The following is a 20,231-nucleotide window of genomic DNA, read 5'->3' on the forward strand; positions in this document are numbered from 1 at the left end:
GAGAGGACATAATGAAAAAAGACGAACTTTACGAACGCGGCCGCGCCATGCGCGAGGAGATGTTCGGCCAACCCGGCGTGCGCACGATCGACACGGCGGACGATTTCACCGAACCCTTGCAGGATCTGGTGACGCGTTTCTGCTTCGGCGATGTGTGGAGTCGTGAAGGGCTCGATCGTAAGACCCGCAGCATGCTGACGATCGCGATGATCATCGGCCAGGCCAAGCCCGACCAGCTGAAGAACCATGTTGTCGGCGCGCTGGCCAATGGCGTCACGAAGGACGAGCTGCGCGAGATCCTGGTTCACGCGGCGGTCTACTACGGGCTGCCTGCCGTATCCGATAGCTGGCGTCACGTGCGCCAGGCTCTGGAGGAGGCCAATGCGTACTGATCTGGCCCCGGAAGACTTGCACGAAGCGATCGCCCCGACCGAGGAACTGATCGAGGCGGCGCGCAACGGAAAGCCTTATATCCTGGTCGATGCGGAAGATCGCGAGAACGAAGGCGATGTGATTATCCCCGCCCAGTTCGCCACACCCGAGGCGATCAACTTCATGGCGCGCCATGCCCGCGGCCTGATCTGTCTGGCGATGACCGGCAAGCGCGCGGCGGAACTGCGCTTGCCCCCGATGGTCGCCGAAAACCGCTCGGGCCACCGGACGGCCTTCACCGTTTCGATAGAGGCGCGCGAGGGGGTGACCACCGGTATTTCCGCGCACGATCGCGCGCAGACCATCGCCGTGGCGATAGATCCCTCGAAAGGGTGCGACGATATCGTCTCGCCGGGGCATGTCTTTCCGCTCGTCGCGAGGGCCGGCGGCGTGCTGGTCCGCGCCGGACATACCGAAGCGGCCGTCGATGTGTCGCGCCTGGCCGGGGTGATCCCGGCAGGGGTCATTTGCGAGATCCTGAACGAAGACGGCACGATGGCTCGCCTTCCGGAGCTCGTCCGGTTCGCGCGCGAACATGGCCTGCCGATCGGCACGATCGCCGACCTCATCAGCTATCGCCGCCGTACCGAGCGCTCGATCGTGAAGGTTCATGAAGAGCCGTTCGAGACGATTTACGGGGACGGCTTCCGACTGGCCGTGTTCCGCTCGCTGATCGACGAAATGGAACATATCGCGCTGGTGCGCGGTGTGATCGTGCCGGAAGGCAACACCTTGGTCCGGATGCACCGGATGGACATGGTGTCCGACTTGCTCGGTCCGCCGACCGCACGCCGCGAATTCGTCAGTCGCGCGCTCAGTCGTATCGGCAAGAGTGAGCAGCCCGGCGTGATGGTTTTCATCCGCGATCCTTCGAAACAGGCCGTGTCGGAACGGCGGATCAATGGAGCCTTGCCGACACGGGACCAGCGGATCCGGGATTACGGCGTCGGCGCGCAGATCCTGCTCGACCTTGGCGTGCGGGACATCACTTTGCTGACGGATAGCGAAGCGCGCCTGTCGGGTATCGAAGGATACGGTCTGCGGATTGCGGGAAGGGAGAGGTTGAGCGATGACGGCAAATAGCGAATTGTTCTGCGAGGCCCCGATTGCCGAGCAGATGCGAGACGGGCTGCGCAGGCTTGGCAAGGCCGTGGTCGTCATCACCGCGTTGTACAACGGTCAGCGCTGGGCGATGACGGCAACGGCCGTGAGCGAATTGAGCATGGATCCGCCCTCGCTGCTGGTCTGCGTGAACAAGGCCGCTTCGCTTTACGGACCGCTGTCGGCCGGATCGAACTTCTGTGTGAATATCCTGAGCGCAAATCAGGCCGAAATTTCGCAAAGCTGCTTCGGTGCGACGAAGGGGGAGGAACGCTTCCGCCTCGGGCAATGGGATTCCGCGGCCTGCGGGACGCCCCTTCTTCGCGAATCACAGGCGAGTTTCGTGTGCGAATACCGCGACATGGTGGAATTCGGGACCCACGCGATCGTCATCGGCGAAGTGAGCGAAGTGCGCGTGACGGGAACGCCCGATCCGCTGATTTATCTCAACGGTGGCTATGGCAAAGTGAGCGCGCTGGGCGCCTAGCCTGGCCTTGCCGACATGGTGGACGCGCAGTCGCTTCTCGAGCAGATCGGACTGGCTTGCCAGCGTATGAAGATGGCGCCGTCGACGTTTGGTCGGCTGGCTGTCAACGATGGCAAGCTGGTGACGCGGCTTCAGCAAGGCGGGAAGGTTACGCTGCAGACGGTGGAACGGGTTCACCGCTTCATCGAGGAATCGGGCGGTGCCACGGTTGCCGACTTGCGCACCGGGCTCAGCCGGCTTGGCGCGGGGACCCAGCTGGCGGAAAACTTCCGGTTCTATCAGAACCGGCACAAGTACCTGATGTTCGTCAACACGACGAACGAGAAACAGATGATTGCCGATCGGGCAGTGGAAGAAGTCTGCAAGACGCAGCCCAGTCCGCCTGCCATTCGCATGCTCGATGCGGGCGCCGGCGACGGGACGGCGCTGGCCCGGATGCTGCGTGGCCTGCATCGGCGGCATCCCTGGGTGCCCTTCTACGTCGTCGCTAAGGAAATCAGCATGGAGAACGTCCGGCTGACTCTGGAAAAGATGCCCGACCGGCTGCGCGAGCATTCGGCCTCGGTCATCGTCCTGACCAACCTCAAATACAGTGAAGCCGGCCGACTGCAGCCGCTGGACGAGCGCGACGCCGCGCGGATGGTCTGGAAGGAGATGCCGCTGGAAGGCACCTCCGCGGGGGAATTCGAGGAACAGATATCCAGCCTCGAACCCTTCCTGACCCAGCACTGGCAGACCCGCATCGCGGCATCGGGCAACCCGATGTACCGAACGCCCTGCGCGCTGGTGCTGTACCGCAAGGATCACGCGTTCATGCTCGATCCGATCGTGCCGCGTCCGGGGAAGACCACGGCCGATATGGATTTCGTGCTGCTCTCCCAGCCCTATCGCGCCCGTGCGCCGCTGTCGTTCAAGATCGAGCGCGTGATCGCGCCACTGGCCAGGTCCTTGCGGGCCAATGGTAAACTGATGATCGTCCAGGCACGTGGCGATGACCCGGGCATGGAAATCATCCGCACCATCTGGCCGGACGAAAACCCTTTTGTTGACGGGCGTGACCGCATCGTCGATGCGCTGAAAGAGCAGCTCGGTCCGGCGGCTGCGAATTACGATTTCGGTTCGTCGGAGGATCCGGCGGGCGGTTTCCGCTTCAACGTGCGGACGATGCCGTCCGAGATCGACGAGGCCAATCCCATCGGAACGTCCACCCTGTTCGGGGCTTGGAACGCGGCCAATTACGTCGCGCAGATCGACGACGCCCGACTTGCCCGCGCTCTGGCCAACGATGCCTACCTGGAGGCCACGCGCAAGGTTCTGCAAAAGCACCGCGGGCTCTGGTTCAACGACGAGGTCTTCACGATCTGCCGTCGCAACATGCTTCATTGATACGAAGGACTCTCGATGCCCGATGCTACCTGCCCATTCTGCGATGCGTCGTGGACACCCGACATGCTCGACGCGCTCGACCGAGCGACGGTGCCATCGAGCTGCGCCTGCTGTGGCGGTGATCCCGCTATCCATGACGAAGGGATGGCCGAACGCGACTTGCCGCAAGAGGACATCGCCTGTGGGCAGTGCGGACGCGTGCTCTTTCGCGCACCCGGAACCGCGAAGGTAGGTCGTCGCCATGCCGGGTGACTTTCCGATTGTCGACGCGCAGATCCACAAGCCGTCGCCGCCAGTGGGATTGCCCGACAGTTTCGGTGACGAAAATGCTCTGGTGCTGAGCGTCGAGCTGGCGCGTGAGGCGATGGACAGCGTCGGTGTCGATGCCGCGCTGCTGGTTGCCGACAACGCCTACATCGACGCCTGTGTTGCACGCTACCCCGGACGATTTGCCGGAGTGCAGGTGTTTCAACAATGCGGAGAGGACCTGGACCACGCCATCCGCGCGGCTGCCGATGATCCCGCGATCGTGGCCGGGCGGTTCATGGTCACCGATTTCCGCAATCTGGAATTGGTCGATGCTTTCGTCGAAGGGGCGATGGAAGCGGGCTTCGCCGCGGCGAGCGATGTCGGTCTGCCGCTGTTCCTGTCCACGCACGGGCAAGCGGCGGCCATGGAGCCGGTCCTTCAGCGCTACCCCGACCTCGCTATCATCATCGATCACCTTGGCGTCAGCCAGCATCCGGTATCGCCACCCCGAGATGACCCATGGGACCGTCTTGGCGGGCTGCTGGTACTGGCAAAGTATCCGCGTGTCCACGTCAAGATCTGCGGCTTGCCGCTACTCTCGGTAGAAGAGTGGCCGCATGCTGATACGATGCTGAAATTGCGGCAGCTCATCGAGGCATTCGGTGTCGAACGTCTCATGTGGGCCAGCGACTATACGCGCCTGCGACTGGCAAAGACTGGCGAGTCGCTGCGGAACCGCGGGCGCCTCTACAGCGAAACGCGCGATATGATCCTGCATGGCGAAACGCTCAGCGATGCGGAAAAAGCCGCGCTTCTTGGGGAAAGCTGCATGAAACTGGTCGATTGGCGACCATCCCCCTAGGTGTAAGCCTGCCTGATAAGACTTTACAAATGTCGCTCGATGTGTCAGCTATGCTGTTATCAGCAAGGCTTATAAAAGCAGGAGAGGCATTTTGGCGATCGAGAGGCTGGAGCCCGCGTTCGATGCCATAGTTGCGCCCGGTGTCGACAGCGAGGAGCTGGGCAGAGGGTATGGCGGACCGACCGGACCGGCGGAGGGGCCGGTGTGGATTGCCGAGAAGGGACACCTGCTCTTCAGCGACATTCACAACTCGCGCCGGATGAAATGGACGCCCGCAGACGGCGTTACCGTGGACAAGGACAACACCCAGAACGGCAATGGCCAGACTCGCGACCGCGAGGGGCGGCTGGTCGTGTGTCACCATTTCAGCCGCTGCGTCGATCGTGAAGACGAAGACGGCAACGTGACGATCATCGCCGACACTTATCGCGGCATGAAGCTCAACCGGCCCAACGATGTCGTGGTGAAATCGGACGGTGCGATCTATTTTACCGACCCGCCGCCCAAGGTTCCGTTCACGCCCGTCGACCATCCGCCGGAAATCGACGTTGCCGGGGTCTATCGCGTTTCCCCGGATCTCGAACGGATCAATATGGTGGTGCGAGACCTGATCAATCCCAACGGTCTGTGCTTCTCGCCGGACGAAAGCATTCTCTACGTCAACGACAGCAATCGCCATCGCATGCTGATCATGGCCTACGATGTCGAGAAGGACGGGATGCTCGATCTCGGCAGCGCGCGCCTGTTCTGCGACATGCGCGGCCACGATCTGCCGGGCGGGCCGGACGGCATGAAGTGCGATGTCGAGGGCAATGTCTATTGCACCGGTCCGGGCGGCATCTGGGTCATGGATCCCGGCGGCAAGCATCTCGGCACGATTTGCCTGGAGGGGCGGACGTCGAACCTGAACTGGGGCGATGACGACTGGCGCACGCTCTATTTCACCGGCGCCCGCAGCCTTCACCGCATCCGCCTTTCCATCCCCGGCATTCCAGTCCCGCGCGGCGATCTACCCGCCTGACCTTTCATAATTTTCAGAGGAGACGATCATGAAATTCGGCCTTTTCTACGAACACCAGTCGCCCGCACCCTTCACCCCCGAAGGCGACATGGACATCATGAACCGCGCGCTGGACGAGCTCGAGCTGGCCGATGGTCTCGGCTATGACTACGCGTGGTTGGTGGAGCATCACTTCCTGGAGGAATATTCGCATTCTTCCGCGCCGGAAGTGTTCCTCGCCGCGCTGACGCAGCGAACCAAGCAGATGCGTTTGGGCCATGGCATTTGCGTCATGCCGCCTGCGATCAATCACCCGGCGCGCGTCGCCGAACGCATCGCGACGCTCGATCTGCTGTCGGGCGGACGGATCGACTGGGGGACCGGCGAATCCGGCACCGCGATGGAGCTCGAAGGCTTCGGCGTCCACGTGGACGACAAGAAGGCGATGTGGCGCGAGGCGACCGAGCAATGCGCCAATATGCTGACCATGACGCCCTATCCTGGCTTCGAGGGCGAGTACTTCTCGATGCCGACGCGCAATGTCGTGCCCAAGCCGATCCAGCGCCCGCATCCGCCGCTATGGGTCGCCTGTTCGCGGCGGGATACGATCCTGGCGGCCGCCCGCAACGGCATGGGGGCGCTCGTATTCGGATTTGCCGCGCCCGAGCAGGCCGGCAAATGGGTCAAGGAATACTACGACATCATCAAGTCCGACGAATGCGTGCCGATCGGTCATGCGGTAAACGCCAACTTCGCCATCGTGACCGCCCTCTCTGTCAACCAGGACGAACAGGAGGCGATCGATCGGGGGTCGCAAGGCTTCAAGTATTTCGGCTACTCGCTGGGGTTCTACTCCTCCTTCGGCAAGACGCGTCCGGGCCGGTCCGAGGTCTGGGAAAGCTTTCTCAAGGCCGAAGACACGATCTCAGACAATCACGGCAATGGCGGCATCGGCACGCCGGACCAAGTGTACGAGCACTGCAAAGCCTATGCCGATGTCGGAGTGGATCAGATCATCTTCGTGCAGCAAACCGGCCCCGCCAATCACGACCATATATGTGAATCGCTGAACCTTTTCGGGACCGAGGTCATGCCCCGGCTCCAGGCCGGCGAGGCCGAGCGCGAGGCAGCCAAGGCTGCGGACCTTGCCCCCTATATCGAAGCCGCGCTCGCCCGAAAGCCGCGCATGCCCGAGATTGCGGAAGCGGATATCGAGCCGGTGACGAGCTTTGGCCGGCGCCTAAAGGAAGCAGGGCAGTACCAGAATTTCCGCTCGGATCGGGGCGGCGGTGTCGCGGTGGTGGCGGATGATCCACTCGCGCCGGTGGCCAACGCGCCCGACGCAGAAGAAGCGGTCTCGGATTGACGGTGAGTGCGCTGGGGTGCGGCGCCCTCTGGAGTTGTCCGTGGTGATGTCGCCGTGACAAAAGCGGTCTGTCGTCCATGAGACGCAGCGGTGTCGCTCCGAGGTCGCTCGCCTATCTTGTCGTCGAAACGAAGCATGTCGCGAAATGGCGGGATTTCGCGGCGAAGGTGCTGGGGATGCAGCCCGAAGACGATGGGCGCGGCGGGCTGTCCCTTCGTATGGACGAACGCTGCTCGCGCATCTTCGTTAGCGCCGGGGAGCGCGACGCGGTGATCGCGACGGGCTGGGAAATGGCTGACGTGGCTGCATGGGCAGAGCTGTGCGATCGGCTGAGAGAATCGGGTCTTGCGGTGGCGGTGGGATCGCGGGATCTGGCGGCCCACCGCAAGGTCGAAGGCATCGCCAGTGTGAAAGATCCTGCGGGCACCTGCGTCGAACTGATCCACGGAGCGGCGTGCGCCGAGACGCCGTTTACCCCGGGGCGTTCGCTGAGCGGCTTCCGGACTGGACCGCTTGGTCTCGGACACGCCGTGCTGACCGTATCGGATATTGCGGCAGTGGCACCGTTCTATACCGACCTGTTGGGCTTTCGCCTGTCCGATCATGCTCGTCGGCCATTTGCCGCCGCGTTTTTCCATCTCAACAGCCGGCACCACAGTCTGGCAATGATCGAGACAGGCGAGGATGGCTTCCATCATCTGATGGTCGAGTTGGATTCCCTCGACGATGTCGGTCAGGCCTATGACCTCGCACAATTGGAGGAAGGACGCGTCGCCGTGACGCTGGGCCGCCACTCCAACGACTTCATGACGTCCTTCTACATGCGCACGCCATCGGACTTCCTGATCGAATATGGGTGGGGCGGGCGATCCATCGATCCGGAGTCATGGCAAGCGTTCGAATGTGTCGACGGGCCTAGCTTGTGGGGGCACGAACGCTCATGGTTGGGGCCGGAAAAGAGAGCCGAAGCCTTACGCTTTCGGCTTGAAGCCGCTGCCAAGGGACTGCGGGCACCGGACTTCGTGCGAAGCGGCGATCATCAAGAGGAATAGGAGTGTCATTCGCTCAGGCCCGCCTGGCGGTGCCGGCTTCAGTCGCGACCGAAGGGGCTTGTTCAGGCCACGGCAGAATTTGCAGGATCTTCCGCCGGCGCACCCATTCGCCTGGAGATGACGGCGGCGGCCGCTTTCAATTCACCGACAAGTTGGTCGTGCAGGGTGTCGTTGATGTGATCGGCCGGGGCCAGCAGGGTCAGCGCGGCGGCTATCTCTCCGCTGTAATCCATGACGGGTACGGACAGCCCGGCGAAATTTCGATGCAACATTCCGATGGTGGATGCGTACCCATCGTCGCGAACCTTTTGGCACTGCTTTTCGAGGTCGCGCTTGCGCCCGGCTGTCGTGCCTTCGAAACTCGCCTGGGCCGCGAGTGCGCGTGTCGTCACGGTCGAAGACAGGTGGGTCAGGAAGATCAATCCCGTCGCCGTCGTCGTCATCGGCAAGACATAGCCTAGCCGAACGGCAAAGGCGCCTTGTATCGTCCCGTCGGCTTTGCTGACGATGCAGGGACCGCGTTCCCCCCAAAGCGACAGATAAACGGCGCAATGCGTCCGCGTCCGCAGATCGCTCATGACGTCACGCGCCAGTTCGACGACATCGAGCTGGCGCACTGCGGCAAGGCCCAGCTGGATCGCGAAGGATCCGAGCCCGTAGGCCCCGGTCTTGGGATTTTGCTGAACCACGCCATCGTGTGCAAAGCTGACGAGGTACAAGTGCACCTTGCTTGGCGGCATCTGGCTGCGCTTTGCCACTTCGCGCAAGGGCAGTGCCGTGCGGCTGGCCTGAAGGACGCGCAGGATCCGGAAGCCCATCTCGATGGACTGAACCCTGCGGCTGCTCTCTCCGATCTGCGTGACATCCGTCTCCATCGCGCTGTTCTGACCAGAAATTCCGCCTTCTCGCAAGCGGAACAAAGTGCGGGCGAGTCTCCCGATTCGTTTATGTCGGCATCCGTTCGTTTATATCGTATGTTATTGACGAACAGCATTCGCTATGATTATGCCTAAAGCAGAATCACCGGAGGGGCCGAACTTGGATAAGAATGTGCATGTCGGTGTCGTGGGGGGCGGGATCGGCGGACTGACGGCCGCGCTTGCCTTGCTGCGCCGCGGGTACGACGTATCGGTCTTTGAACAAGCACCCGAACTGCAGGAAGTGGGTGCCGGCCTGCAGATCAGCCCCAACGGGATCCGCATCCTTTTCTCGCTCGGTCTCGAAGCGGAAATGCTTGCCATGGCGTTCGAGCCGCAGGGCAAGGAAATCCGTCTGTGGAATACGGGCGACACCTGGAAACTGTTCGACCTCGGCGTCGTTTCGCGCGAGCGGTACGGCTATCCCTATCTGACCGTGCATCGCAACGATCTGCATCAGGCGCTGCTCAAGGCGGTGGAAGCGATCAAGCCGGGGACTGTTCATCTCGCGCATCGATCGACCGGGATCGAGCAGGACGCCAATGGGGTGACGATCGAATTTGCCGATCACCCTTCCGTGCGCGCCGATGTCGTCATCGGGGCGGACGGGGTGCATTCGCATATTCGCGAGCAACTGTTCGGATCAGGCCCGGTCGAGTTTACCGGCATCGTTGCCTGGCGCGGTGTCATTCCGGCGGAAAACCTGCCTGACCACTTGGTCAAGCCGGTGGGTACCAACTGGATCGGGCCGGGGGGGCATGTCATCCATTATCCGATCCGGGGTGGTGAACTCATGAATTTCACCAGCGTGATCGAACGACAGGACTGGAAGGTGGAATCCTGGTCAAGCGCTGGCAGCAACGCCGAATATCACGCGGACTATCCGGGCTGGCACGAAGAGGTTCACACGTACATCGAGGCTATCCCGCAACCTTTCAAATGGGCGTTGATAGCGCGCCCGCCGATGCAGGAATGGGTCAACGGTCGCGTGGCGTTATTGGGCGATGCGTGCCACCCATCGCTTCCGTTTCTGGCCCAGGGCGCTGGCATGGCACTGGAAGACGCTTGTATCCTGGCCCGTGCGTTCGATGAGTTCGACACGCTCGACGAAGCGCTGGAAAGGTATCAGCGGGTTCGAATTCCGCGCGCCACGGCCGCCGTGAACGGGGCCTATGCCAACACCGAAAGGTTTCACAATCCGCTGCTCGCGGATGCCACTCAAGCGCAGCGCTATGTCGATGAGCAGTGGGATCCCGCCAAGGTCGTCGACCGGTACGAATGGCTGTTCAAGTACGACGCCACCTCGGTGCCACTGGACGCGTCGGCAATCGTTGATTGAGCCGGGCAGGTGAAACGCAGATCATGAGCACTGTCATCGACAAGACCGAATGGGTTCGCACACCTCTGATCGTATCCTTCAAGGACAATCCGAAATTCACGGAGACTTATGGTTTCGCGGGAAATTCCGGCCATGTGAATCTGGAAGGGCAACTCCTCCACAAGGAGAATGTCCGCGCCAAGACCGTCTATCTGTTCATGCACCCGACGTCGGTATTGCATTTGCTGCCGATGCCGACGGCGCTCGCGGATGCCGGGCTCGATGTGTTGTGCGCGGCGAGCCGCTACCCGCGCAACGATACGGCGCTGATTTTCGAGAAGGTCGCCATCGACCTCGGCAAATGGGTGGCCTTCGCGCGCGACGAGTTGGGCTACGAGAAAGTGGTGCTCGTCGGCTGGTCGGGCGGTGGATCGCTTTCTCTGTTCTACCAGGCGCAAGCGGAAAACCCCGACGTGACGCACACGCCCGCGGGCGATCCGGTCGACCTGACGGCGGCGGGCCTGCAGCCGGCGGATGGCGTGATCTTCATCGCGGCGCACTTGTCGCGCGCGGAAACCCTGACCGAATGGCTCGACCCTTCGGTTACGGACGAATTGAATCCCGATGATCGCGATCCTGAGTTCGACATCTATTCGCCCGACTGCCCGCATCAGCCGCCCTATTCGCCCGAATTCGTCGCTCGCTTCCGCGAAGCCCAGCGGGCGCGGAACCGCCGCATTACGAAGTGGGTACAGGACACCTTGGCACGCCTACAGGCGCTCGACACGCCGGAACAGGAGCGCGCGTTCGTCACGCACCGGACGATGTGCGACGTTCGCTGGCTGGATCCTACCATCGATCCTTCGGAACGTCGTCCTAACTGGACGTACATGGGTGATCCCCGTGCCGTGAACGTCGGTCCGGTGGGGCTTGCACGGTATTCTACGCTGCGCTCCTGGCTCAGCCAGTGGAGCTACGATCTTTCGAACGCGCGGGGGCCCCATAATGCGGCCAAGATCCGCAAGACCCCGGTTCTGCAGATCGAAAACACCGCCGACGAGGCCGTGCCGGCCACGCACAACCCGGCCATCCGCAACGCTCTGGCCACTCCTGACAAGGAATATCTCTCCTTGCACGGGGCAACGCACTACTACCTGGGTCAGCCCGAATTGCTGGCGCAATGCATCGAAACGGTGATCGACTGGAGCGTTCGCAAGGGTTTGCTTTCGCGATGACTTGCCAAGACGCCCGGAACGGACGTCTGGCCCCAGCGGCGGTCGGCAGCCTGATCGCGGCGATCGGCACGCCTGGATTCGCGCAGGTTCTGCACGGACTCCTGGCAGAGACGACCGGTGCCGACTTATCTTCGGTATTCCTGCGAGAGGCAGCGCGCGGCGCGGGCGCTGCGCGCATCAGCCTGCTGCACGCATGCGGCGATCATCCTGACAAGCCGGAGTTCGCAATGCGCGCCTCGCTCGCTTACGCGCGCGATTATTGGCGTGCGGATAGAGACATCAACCGGGCGGCAAGCTGCGGTTTATCCGCGCCCAGCGTGGTGCGCCGGCGGGCAGGGGATCTGCCGCTCGGATCCTGGCGACGCGAGCTTTACGAAACGGCCGGCGTCGCCGAGCGGCTGAGCCTGATGCATGGCCGCGATCCTATCACCGTCATCAATGCCTACGTGTTCGAAGGGCGGGACGGCTTCGGCGGGCAGGCGGCGGATGCCCTTACGGCGATCGGGCCGATCCTGATCGCCGCGATCGAGCGTGACCGCGCCATGCGCGCCGGCATGGCTGGCTACTCCGACGAAGATCACCTTGCCGGGCAACTGGCGGGAAGCGCGTTCCGCCTGTCGGCACGCGAGGCACAGGTCGTTTCGGCGATGATGCTGGGTCATACGCAGGAAGAGATCGCGCAGCGCCAGAGGATCGCTCGTGAAACCGTGATTACCTACCGCCGGCGCGCCTACGGCAAGTTGGGGGTCGCCAATTCGCGGGATCTGCGCGCGCTGCACCGGCGTATAGTGCGGGCAGACCCCAGTTTGGCTCCGCCCGGCTGATACGAGTGTTTCCGCTTGCCCGTCCGAATGGCGGCCCCGGACCAAGCGGCCCGTCAACGAGATGAGGCATCGAATGTTCGCAAGTTTCAAGAAATTCACCGGGGCGGTTGCATGCATGGCCGTACTGCACGCCGCGGCGATTGCCGGCCCTGCGGCGGTCGATAACGATCGCCTAACCGCGGCCGATCGCGAACCGGGCGAATGGATGGCGCCGGGCCGTACGTATGGCGAGCAGCGCTATAGTCCCTTGGCGCAGATAACCGCGGACAACGTCTCGAACCTGGGTCTCGCCTGGTACGCGGATCTTCCGGTGGATCGCGGCGTCGAAGCGTCGCCGATTGTCGTCGACGGTGTGCTCTACAACATCGAACCCTGGAACGTCACGGTCGCCTACGATGCGAAAACCGGAAAGGAGCTATGGCGTTTCGATCCCAAGGTGGATCGGGAAAAGGGCCGCCATGCTTGCTGCGACATCGTCACGCGTGGCCTGGCGGCGTGGAACGGCAAGATCATCATCGCCACTCTGGACGGCAGGCTCATCGCGATCGATGCGGCAACCGGCAAGCAGGTCTGGAGCACGGCAACCTTCGATCCCGTGTGGCCCTATACGATCACGGGCGCGCCGCGCGTCTATAACGGCAAGGTGCTGATCGGCAACGCAGGCGCCGAGGGCGCCGCCCGTGGCTATGTCACCGCCTACGATGTGGAAACGGGCAAGCAAATCTGGCGGTTTTACACCGTCCCCGGCAATCCTGCGGACGGCTTTACATCCGATGCGATGGCCATGGCGGCCAAGACCTGGACCGGCGACTGGTGGAAACGCGGCGGCGGCGGCACCGTCTGGGATTCCATCGTCTATGACCCCGATCTCGATCTGGTTTATATCGGTGTCGGCAACGGCGGGCCTTGGCCGCTGCGCTATCGCAGTCCGCAAGGCGGCGATAACCTGTTCCTGTCGTCCATCGTCGCGCTGAAGGGCGATACAGGTGAATACGTCTGGCACTACCAGACGACCCCTGGGGACGAGTGGGACTTTACAGCGACTCAATCGCTCATCCTCGCCGACCTCGTCATCAAGGGTAAGACGCGCAAGGTGCTGATGCAGGCGCCGAAAAACGGGTATTATTATGTGATCGACCGCGCGACCGGCGAGTTGATTTCCGCTGAACCCTACGTGGCGATGAACTGGTCCACCGGCATCGACGCGAACGGCAAGCCGATCGTCAATCCCGAAGCGCGTTATGGCGAGGTTCCCGTAATCGTCACGCCGGGACCGGGCGGCGGGCATAACTGGAACCCCATGGCCTTCAGTCCGCAGACCGGGCTTGCGTATTTTCCGGTGACCGAGATGTACATGGCGTTCTCGGTCAATCCGGACTTCGAACAGACGCCCGGTCAAATGAGTCAGCTGGGCATTTCGACCACCGGCTACGACATCACGCGCAAGGCGGCGCAGGAATATGCCGCAAAGCACAACAAGGCGTGGCTGACGGCATGGGACCCGGTGGCGCAAAAGGAGCGCTGGCGCGTGCCGTACCCGGTGCGTGGCAGCGGCGGGCTGCTGGCGACGGCCGGCAACCTCGTATTTCAGGGAACGGTGCGCGGCACGTTCGCCGCCTATAGCGCCGATGCCGGCAAGCTCGTTTGGGAGATGCCGGTCCAGCAGGTGCCGATCGCGGCGGCCATTTCCTATTCCGTCGATGGCGAACAGTATATCGCCGTCAACGCCGGGTGGGGCGGTGGGCTGGCTCACTCGACGACGGCGGAATCCCTGGGCTTTCCGTTCTCGAAATCGCCGCGCCTGCTCGTGTTCCGGCTCGGTGCGACCGAAAAACTGCCGCCTGTCGAAACTAAGGATGAAGGGCCCTATCGCCCCGAACCGACCAAGGTGGATGACGCCACCATCGCTCGCGGCGAAACGCTGTTTGCCGACCACTGTGCCGCCTGCCATGGCGCGCGAGCTCGCGGCGGGGTCAAGGACCTTCGCATGATGAGCCGTGAAACTCACGCCGAGTTCCAGGACATCGTGATCGGGGGATCGCGGCGCGAAAAGGGCATGGCGAGCTTTGCCGACATCATAAGCGTCCCCGATGCCAAGGCGATCCATGCGTACCTGATCCGTCGCACGAACGAGGACTGGGACGAGATGTACGGCGACAAATGATCGGAGCCGTCGGCCGGTTGGCCCGGATCTGACAGGGAGGGCGAGGATTGGCTGATACGGCACCGCCCTCTCCATTCTCGATATCGATCTATCGTTCGTTCTGGATCGCCAACCTGTGCTCGCACCTTGGCTATGTCATCCAGTCGGTGGGCGCGGCCTGGTTGATGACTCGGATCGCACCCACGCCCAAGATGGTCGCGCTGGTCCAGACATCGATAACCTTGCCGATGATGATGCTGGCATTCTTTTCCGGCGCGGTGGCTGACAGTTTCGACCGGCGCAAAATCCTGATCGCGGCGCAGATCTTCATGTTCGCGACGGCTATCGTTCTATGCCTGCTCGCCTATGCCGAGGCGATTACGCCGTGGTTGCTGCTGGCCTGCACGTTTGCGATCGGTTGCGGGATGGCGATCAACAACCCGGCCTGGCAGGCGAATGTCGGCGATATCGTGCCCAAACCGGTCCTGCCCGCCGCCGTCGCCTACAATTCGATCGCCTTCAATGTCGCGCGAAGCGGCGGGCCGGCGATCGGCGGCGTGCTTGTCGCCGCGGCGGGCTCGGCTGCGGCATTCGCGGTGAATGCCGTCAGCTATACGGCGCTGCTGGCTGTCTTGCTGCGCTGGAAGCGTGAGGTGCCCGAGCGCAAGCTTCCAGCAGAAGGCGTGCTTCAGGGCATGGGCGACGGGTTGCGCTATTTTGCGATGTCGCCGCAGATTTTTCGCACCGTCTTGCGTTCCCTTCTATTTGGCCTGGCGTCCAGTGCGACGGGCGCGCTGATGCCGATCATTGCCCGCGAATTGCTCGGTGGTGGAGCCACGGTCTATGGCCTCATCCTCGGTGCTTTCGGGGTAGGGGCCGTGGCCGGCGCTTTTACCGTTACGCGGCTGCGCGCTCGGTTTCGCGTAGAGCAGATCCTGTTTCTGGCATCGCTCGCGGTGGCGTGTGGCGCGGCTGTGACGGCGACCAGTGGATTTCTCGCGCTCACTTGCGTTTCGCTGGCCATCACGGGCGGGGGCTGGATCCTGGGTGTGTCGACAATGAACGTGGCGGTCCAGCTGGCCTCGCCGCGCTGGGTGGTCGCCCGGATGATCGCGATCCAGCAGACCGGGTTCTTTGGAGGCATGGCGCTGGGCAGTTTCCTGTTCGGGATCATTGCGACGCGTTTCGATGTGACCACGGCTCTGCTTGTCAGCAGCGCGGCGCAGTTGCTCGTCATGGCGTCGGCACGGATCCTGCCCGTAGCCGACGCCGCCGACGTGGATCTCGACCCGGGGGACTGGAGCGCGCCGTCTCCCGCCATCGCGATCGAAGGGCGCAGCGGCCCGATCGCGGTTTCCGTCGCCTACCAAGTCGCGCACGATGACATCCCGGCGTTTCTGGCAGAGATGCGCGACTGGCGTAGACTGCGCCTGCGCGATGGCGCGCGGCGGTGGCAACTCTATCGCGATCTGGCGTCACCAGAAACATGGTTGGAAACCTATCGCGTGGCGACATGGACCGAGTACGCGCGCCATAATCTGCGCCGCACTCAGGCTGACATGGAATTGCAGGAACGGATCCTCACGTTGCAGATCGGAGGGCGGCGTCCTCAGGTCAGCCGGATGCTGGAAGTTTCGCCTGATAGTGCCGCAGTACAGGCCGCGCGACGCGAGACCCTCCCGACCATGCCCGTCCCCGATATTTCCGGCTGATAAGTGGGCAGCCGCCCACGCGTGGCGTGGGGAGGTTCATGGTACAATACAGAACCAAAGTCGGTAATATCATACGCAAATGCGGTGATCTGCACCGCCGTGTGAAGAGAGGACGTATCATGGAACTGTGCCAGCCATCCGACCAAGTTGCAAAGCTGATCGCGGGACGCAGAACGGTCTTTCAGCTTGCCGACGAAGGCTTGCCGGTGATCCGTCTCAATCGGCTGCACGGTTCGGCCGAGGAGCGCGAAGCGTTTATCGCCGAGTTGCGCGTGACGCTCCATGATCACGGATTCTTCTATCTGGTCGATCACGGCGTCAGCAAGGCGCTGGTCGACGAAATGGTCGCCGCGACGCGCAAGTTCTTCGCCTTGCCGGAAGAGGACAAGATGGAGATCGCGATGATCTCGTCCGCTCGGTTCCGCGGTTACAACCGGGTCGGAATGGAATTGACCGGTGGGCAGCAGGACTGGCGCGAACAAGTCGATTTTGATCGCGAGGAAGAGGCTCCGGAAATCGGGCCGGATTCACCGGCATGGATGCGGACGATGGGGCCGAACCAGTGGCCTTCGGCCATGCCCGAATTGCGCGATGTCGTCACGCGGTATCAGGAGGAGATGACGCGCGTCTCGCTCGATCTCCTCCGCGCGATCGCCCTGGCGCTCGGTCAGGACGAGGATTTCTTCGACCCGATGTTCTCGTCGGGGCCGCGTCAGCATATGAAGATCCTACGCTATCCGGGGCTGACGCAAACGGCCTCTTCGCAAGGCGTGGGCGCACACAAGGATGGCGGTCTGATTACGATCCTGCTTCAGGGTCTGCCCGGGTTGCGGGTGCAGCGTCATGATGGTGTCTGGATCCCGGCTCCGCCGGTTGCCGGCAGCTTCATCGTCAATACCGGCGAACTGCTCGAAATGGCGACCGACGGCTTCGTTCGCGCCGATGTGCATGCCGCCGACGTTCCGCCGGAAGGGACGCAGCGTTTCTCGATCCCGTTCTTCCTGGGCGCCAGCCACGACGGAACCGTGCCCGTGATCGAACTGCCCGAAGACCTGAAGCGGTCTGCGCGCGGCGTCAGCACCGATCCCGACAATCCGATGCTGCGTGAAGTTGGCGCCAACCACCTCAAGGCGCGCCTGCGGTCCCACCCGGATGTCGCGCAGCGGCATTACCCCGATCTGGTACGTGCGAAACAGGCCTGACGCCAAAAGGGCCCCGCTTCGTAGTGAAGCGGGGCCAGAGGGTGGTTACGAAAACGCGCGGTGCGTCAGAAGTCGAAGCGGACGCCCGCTTTGAAATAGCGACCAATTCGATCGTGGAATGGGGAGCCGTTATAGGATGGCGAGGTGATCGGCAGCGGCGCCAGAGGCGGATCGAGGTTGAAGAGGTTGTTGACCTTGCCATACAATTCGAAGCCGCCGCCGACCTTGGCGCTCAAGTTCAGATCGACATAGGTGCGCGACGGTATGGAGTTGTCGTCGATATCGACGCCTTCGACGTAGTTGTTCTGGTAGGTGCCGCTGTCGACGTAGCGCAGCAGAACACCTGCTCCGAACACGTCACTGCGATACCGCACGCCGAGATTGCCGCGCCAGTGCGGCACCCCGCCCGAACGGCCGACTTGTCCGGCGAAATCCTCCCCGTCGATGTCGAGCTTCGAGATGTAGTTCACCAGGCTGGTGAAGAGCAGTTGCCCGTTACCGAGGGGCAGCGAGTATTCCAGCGCTATGTCGAAGCCCTCGGTCTGCAAGGCGCCTGCGTTGACCAAGGTGGCCGCAACGCGCGTGATCTGGTTCTGATCGCCAAGGGTAATCGCATCGCAGAGATTGGTCTGTCCCTGCAGGTAGCACCCATCGACGATCTGCGCGCCCGACAGCGAGACGATGGCGTCCTCGATATCGAACGAATAGTAATCGAATGAGGCCCTGAGTGTGGGCGCCCAGTTGGGAGAATAGACAAAACCGGCCGTCCACGCGGTCGAAGTTTCCGGAGTGAGGTCAGGATTGCCGCCGGTCAATTCGGTAACCGTGGGGTTCTTGATTTCGGGAGGCACGTCGCGCGGGTCGATCAGATTGCGGATCAGCTGGTTCTGTCCGGAAAACAGCTCGTTCACGCTGGGCGCGCGGATGTCTCGGGAATACGTGGCGCGAAGGCGCAGATCCTGGAACGGTGAGTAGTTCGCTCCGACCTTCCAGGTGGTGACCGATCCGCTCGTCGAATAATCGGTGAACCGCACCGCACCGTTGAGGTCGAGCAGATAACCGAGCGGCTGGTCGTCCAGCAGCGGGACGACGACTTCGGCATAGGCCTCTTTCACCTCGACCGAACCGCTCAGCGGTTTGGGGTTTACGGTGATGAAGCCACTGTCTTGCGATATCGGATCGGAGGACGCGTCGATCGAATCCTTCCGATATTCCGCGCCGACCGCGAAATCCACCGGCCCCGCCCACGTTTCGAACAGCGAACCGCTGAAATTGAAGTAGTAATTGTCCATTTTCTGTTTGGAATCGAGGATTGCGGTTCCGACGTAGTAATCCAGCGCCTCCTGACTGATCGATCCGGCACCGAACACGTTGATGGGAACGCAATTGGCGATGTCGGGATCGGTGCTGTTTGGATTGGCCGCGGTTGCGCGGCAGACCGGCGAGCCATTCACCAGGATCGAGTCGACTCCTAGCGCGTATCGACGCACGATCCGGTTGTTGCCATCTTCGCGATGGTAGTCGTTGCGGAAGAACTGCGCGCCGATGTCCCAGTTGAACTTGCCTCCCAATTCACCGCGCGCGCCGAAGCCATAGCGGCGCATCGTGCTATCGACCGAGTTGGTGAAGGCACCTTCTTCTCCGCCGATACGTCCGATGCGGAACGACGTCTGGTTTTCGGCGACGAGGATGTCGTAGATTTCTTGGGGCAGGAACGCGTTATCGCGCCGGATGGTCAGGTTGCCGCGATCCGTTGCATTCGTGCCGTCGGAGAAGATGTCGATCTGCGAGATCAGGACATCGGCATAGAGGCTGGTCGTCTCGGTAATGTCGAATGTGGCTTTGCCGAAGCCGGTAACACGCTCGATCTCCGGAAAGATGTTGGCCTGCGATGCAAGGGAGTCGCCATCGCCTCCGATCATAAAGGTCGTTCCAACGGCCGTGCCATATTCGAACGGCAGAACGGTGCCGCCCGGCCCGAATTGGATGCCGCGCAGCGCGGGAATGCTGTTCAGCGCCGTGACGCCGCCATACGTTAGCTGCGAGAAGCGCGCGTCCGCGGCCGTGAGCCGCGCCGGGCCCTCGCCGGGATTGGAAACCAGCGCGTAGTCGTCCCGGCCCCAGGGGCGCGAGGACTGGAACAACTGGCCTTCATTCTTGAAATAGTCGACGGCGCCCACGACGTGAAAACGCCCATCGGCAAAGCCATGTCCGGCAGCCAGCGACGCGCCAGTCGTGGCGACATCGCCGTAGGTCGAAATGCCCTTCTGGAGATCGCCTTTCAGACCTTCCAGACGATCGTCGAGAAAGATCTGCACCACGCCAGAGACCGCGTCGGAACCGTAGGCTGCCGATGCGCCGCCGGTCACGATTTCGACCTTTTTGATGAGAACCGCCGGAATCACGTTGGTATCGAACGCGCCTGTCGGATCGGTCGCGGCGACGCGGCGTCCGTCCAGCAGCACGAGCGTACGCGAAGGGCCCAGAGCACGAAGATCGAGATTGCTGGCGCCCACGGGTTCGCTCGACTGGCCGGTGTTCTGGTTGGTGCGCAATGCGGGGACATCGTCCATCAATTCCGAAACGGAGCGAACCGCCTTTTCATCGAGTGCGACTTCGGAAACCGCAATGACCGGGGTCGGCGCATCGAAGGATCCAATGCGGGTGCCGGTCACAACAATCGGACCTGAGGATGCGGATTGACCGGCCTCGGAATCGCCCAACTGCTCGAGATTTTGCCCATGCGCCGGCTGCGCGGCGAACACCGCCGCCAGAATTGAGCTTCTCAACAGCGCGCTTTTCACCTTCGTCATCCTAATCCCCCTCTTCACCATTTTTTTGTGATTCATATTTCTTTATCGAACTGTATTCAACATTGCAGTACAGTTCTAAGTCCTTGTGGGCGTCGTTCTGATACCTTGATGCTATCGTTATCGAGAGGCCGG

At 62.3% G+C, this 20,231-nt stretch carries 17 protein-coding genes; 15 read left to right on the forward strand and 2 right to left on the reverse strand.

The genetic code is table 11. The annotated features are described in order from the left end of the window. Window positions 1-11 precede the first annotated feature (11 nt). The 9 genes from GQO94_RS07825 to GQO94_RS07865 all read left to right on the forward strand — a co-directional run bounded on the left by GQO94_RS07825 (window position 12) and on the right by GQO94_RS07865 (window position 7,935). A complete protein-coding gene (locus GQO94_RS07825; RefSeq protein ID WP_156840577.1) occupies window positions 12-392 on the forward strand; it encodes a carboxymuconolactone decarboxylase family protein in 381 nt (126 codons plus the stop codon). Next, complete coding sequence (ribB, locus tag GQO94_RS07830; protein ID WP_156840578.1) at window positions 382-1,515, forward strand: 3,4-dihydroxy-2-butanone-4-phosphate synthase; 1,134 nt, start codon at window positions 382-384, stop codon at window positions 1,513-1,515. The genes GQO94_RS07825 and ribB overlap by 11 nt, the downstream gene beginning before the upstream one ends. Next, window positions 1,502-2,020, forward strand: coding sequence for a flavin reductase family protein (locus GQO94_RS07835; protein WP_198045868.1), 519 nt, complete (start codon window positions 1,502-1,504; stop codon window positions 2,018-2,020). Before ribB ends, GQO94_RS07835 begins: the two co-directional genes overlap by 14 nt. A gap of 15 nt (window positions 2,021-2,035) precedes the next feature. Next, window positions 2,036-3,406: a hypothetical protein gene (locus GQO94_RS07840; protein WP_198045869.1), complete on the forward strand. Its 1,371-nt coding sequence runs from the start codon at window positions 2,036-2,038 to the stop codon at window positions 3,404-3,406. 15 nt (window positions 3,407-3,421) lie between these two features. Beyond that, a complete protein-coding gene (locus GQO94_RS07845) occupies window positions 3,422-3,658 on the forward strand; it encodes a hypothetical protein (RefSeq protein ID WP_156840579.1) in 237 nt (78 codons plus the stop codon). Further along, a complete protein-coding gene (locus tag GQO94_RS07850) occupies window positions 3,648-4,517 on the forward strand; it encodes an amidohydrolase family protein (protein ID WP_156840580.1) in 870 nt (289 codons plus the stop codon). Before GQO94_RS07845 ends, GQO94_RS07850 begins: the two co-directional genes overlap by 11 nt. A 91-nt stretch (window positions 4,518-4,608) precedes the next feature. Then, window positions 4,609-5,538, forward strand: coding sequence for an SMP-30/gluconolactonase/LRE family protein (locus GQO94_RS07855; RefSeq protein WP_198045870.1), 930 nt, complete (start codon window positions 4,609-4,611; stop codon window positions 5,536-5,538). A 28-nt stretch (window positions 5,539-5,566) separates the two neighbouring features. Further along, window positions 5,567-6,883 (forward strand): LLM class flavin-dependent oxidoreductase, encoded by a 1,317-nt coding sequence (locus tag GQO94_RS07860; protein WP_156840582.1) that lies wholly within the window; start codon window positions 5,567-5,569, stop codon window positions 6,881-6,883. 77 nt (window positions 6,884-6,960) lie between these two features. After that, window positions 6,961-7,935: a VOC family protein gene (locus tag GQO94_RS07865; protein ID WP_156840583.1), complete on the forward strand. Its 975-nt coding sequence runs from the start codon at window positions 6,961-6,963 to the stop codon at window positions 7,933-7,935. A 62-nt stretch (window positions 7,936-7,997) separates the two neighbouring features. On the opposite strand, the gene GQO94_RS07870 is transcribed toward GQO94_RS07865, so the two are convergent. Beyond that, on the reverse strand, window positions 7,998-8,810 hold the full coding sequence (locus GQO94_RS07870) for an IclR family transcriptional regulator (RefSeq protein WP_156840584.1): 813 nt from the start codon (window positions 8,808-8,810) through the stop codon (window positions 7,998-8,000). Between the two features lie 163 nt (window positions 8,811-8,973). Between GQO94_RS07870 and GQO94_RS07875 the strand changes: the two genes are divergently transcribed. From GQO94_RS07875 to GQO94_RS07900, 6 genes are all read left to right on the forward strand, one after another. Continuing rightward, window positions 8,974-10,191: an FAD-dependent monooxygenase gene (locus GQO94_RS07875; protein WP_198045871.1), complete on the forward strand. Its 1,218-nt coding sequence runs from the start codon at window positions 8,974-8,976 to the stop codon at window positions 10,189-10,191. 23 nt (window positions 10,192-10,214) lie between these two features. Then, window positions 10,215-11,405 carry an alpha/beta hydrolase family protein gene (locus GQO94_RS07880; RefSeq protein ID WP_156840585.1) on the forward strand — a complete coding sequence of 397 codons (1,191 nt, stop codon included), beginning with the start codon at window positions 10,215-10,217 and terminating at the stop codon, window positions 11,403-11,405. Next, window positions 11,402-12,229 (forward strand): helix-turn-helix transcriptional regulator, encoded by an 828-nt coding sequence (locus GQO94_RS07885; protein WP_198045872.1) that lies wholly within the window; start codon window positions 11,402-11,404, stop codon window positions 12,227-12,229. The genes GQO94_RS07880 and GQO94_RS07885 overlap by 4 nt, the downstream gene beginning before the upstream one ends. 115 nt (window positions 12,230-12,344) lie before the next feature. After that, complete coding sequence (locus GQO94_RS07890; protein WP_232332828.1) at window positions 12,345-14,393, forward strand: PQQ-dependent dehydrogenase, methanol/ethanol family; 2,049 nt, start codon at window positions 12,345-12,347, stop codon at window positions 14,391-14,393. A 47-nt stretch (window positions 14,394-14,440) separates the two neighbouring features. After that, entirely contained in the window at window positions 14,441-16,084 is a 1,644-nt protein-coding gene (locus tag GQO94_RS07895) for an MFS transporter (RefSeq protein WP_156840588.1), read from the forward strand. Between the two features lie 119 nt (window positions 16,085-16,203). Then, the gene (locus tag GQO94_RS07900; RefSeq protein WP_156840589.1) at window positions 16,204-17,286 is read left to right on the forward strand and encodes an isopenicillin N synthase family dioxygenase; all 1,083 of its coding nucleotides are present in this window, start codon (window positions 16,204-16,206) and stop codon (window positions 17,284-17,286) included. 65 nt (window positions 17,287-17,351) lie between these two features. On the opposite strand, the gene GQO94_RS07905 is transcribed toward GQO94_RS07900, so the two are convergent. Further along, entirely contained in the window at window positions 17,352-20,099 is a 2,748-nt protein-coding gene (locus GQO94_RS07905; RefSeq protein WP_198045874.1) for a TonB-dependent receptor plug domain-containing protein, read from the reverse strand. Between the last annotated feature and the right edge of the window lie 132 nt (window positions 20,100-20,231).

The sequence above is a fragment of the Novosphingobium aquimarinum genome, assembly GCF_009746585.1.
Taxonomy (GTDB): domain Bacteria; phylum Pseudomonadota; class Alphaproteobacteria; order Sphingomonadales; family Sphingomonadaceae; genus Novosphingobium; species Novosphingobium aquimarinum.

Bases quoted from the DNA above. Each gene is read 5' to 3' on its own strand.
- GQO94_RS07825 (WP_156840577.1), top strand. From the start codon at position 12: ATGAAAAAAGACGAACTTTACGAACGCGGCCGCGCCATGCGCGAGGAG.
- ribB (WP_156840578.1), top strand. From the start codon at position 382: ATGCGTACTGATCTGGCCCCGGAAGACTTGCACGAAGCGATCGCCCCG.
- GQO94_RS07835 (WP_198045868.1), top strand. From the start codon at position 1,502: ATGACGGCAAATAGCGAATTGTTCTGCGAGGCCCCGATTGCCGAGCAG.
- GQO94_RS07840 (WP_198045869.1), top strand. From the start codon at position 2,036: ATGGTGGACGCGCAGTCGCTTCTCGAGCAGATCGGACTGGCTTGCCAG.
- GQO94_RS07845 (WP_156840579.1), top strand. From the start codon at position 3,422: ATGCCCGATGCTACCTGCCCATTCTGCGATGCGTCGTGGACACCCGAC.
- GQO94_RS07850 (WP_156840580.1), top strand. From the start codon at position 3,648: ATGCCGGGTGACTTTCCGATTGTCGACGCGCAGATCCACAAGCCGTCG.
- GQO94_RS07860 (WP_156840582.1), top strand. From the start codon at position 5,567: ATGAAATTCGGCCTTTTCTACGAACACCAGTCGCCCGCACCCTTCACC.
- GQO94_RS07865 (WP_156840583.1), top strand. From the start codon at position 6,961: ATGAGACGCAGCGGTGTCGCTCCGAGGTCGCTCGCCTATCTTGTCGTC.
- GQO94_RS07870 (WP_156840584.1), bottom strand. From the start codon at position 8,810: ATGGAGACGGATGTCACGCAGATCGGAGAGAGCAGCCGCAGGGTTCAG.
- GQO94_RS07880 (WP_156840585.1), top strand. From the start codon at position 10,215: ATGAGCACTGTCATCGACAAGACCGAATGGGTTCGCACACCTCTGATC.
- GQO94_RS07885 (WP_198045872.1), top strand. From the start codon at position 11,402: ATGACTTGCCAAGACGCCCGGAACGGACGTCTGGCCCCAGCGGCGGTC.
- GQO94_RS07890 (WP_232332828.1), top strand. From the start codon at position 12,345: ATGGCCGTACTGCACGCCGCGGCGATTGCCGGCCCTGCGGCGGTCGAT.
- GQO94_RS07900 (WP_156840589.1), top strand. From the start codon at position 16,204: ATGGAACTGTGCCAGCCATCCGACCAAGTTGCAAAGCTGATCGCGGGA.
- GQO94_RS07905 (WP_198045874.1), bottom strand. From the start codon at position 20,099: ATGACGAAGGTGAAAAGCGCGCTGTTGAGAAGCTCAATTCTGGCGGCG.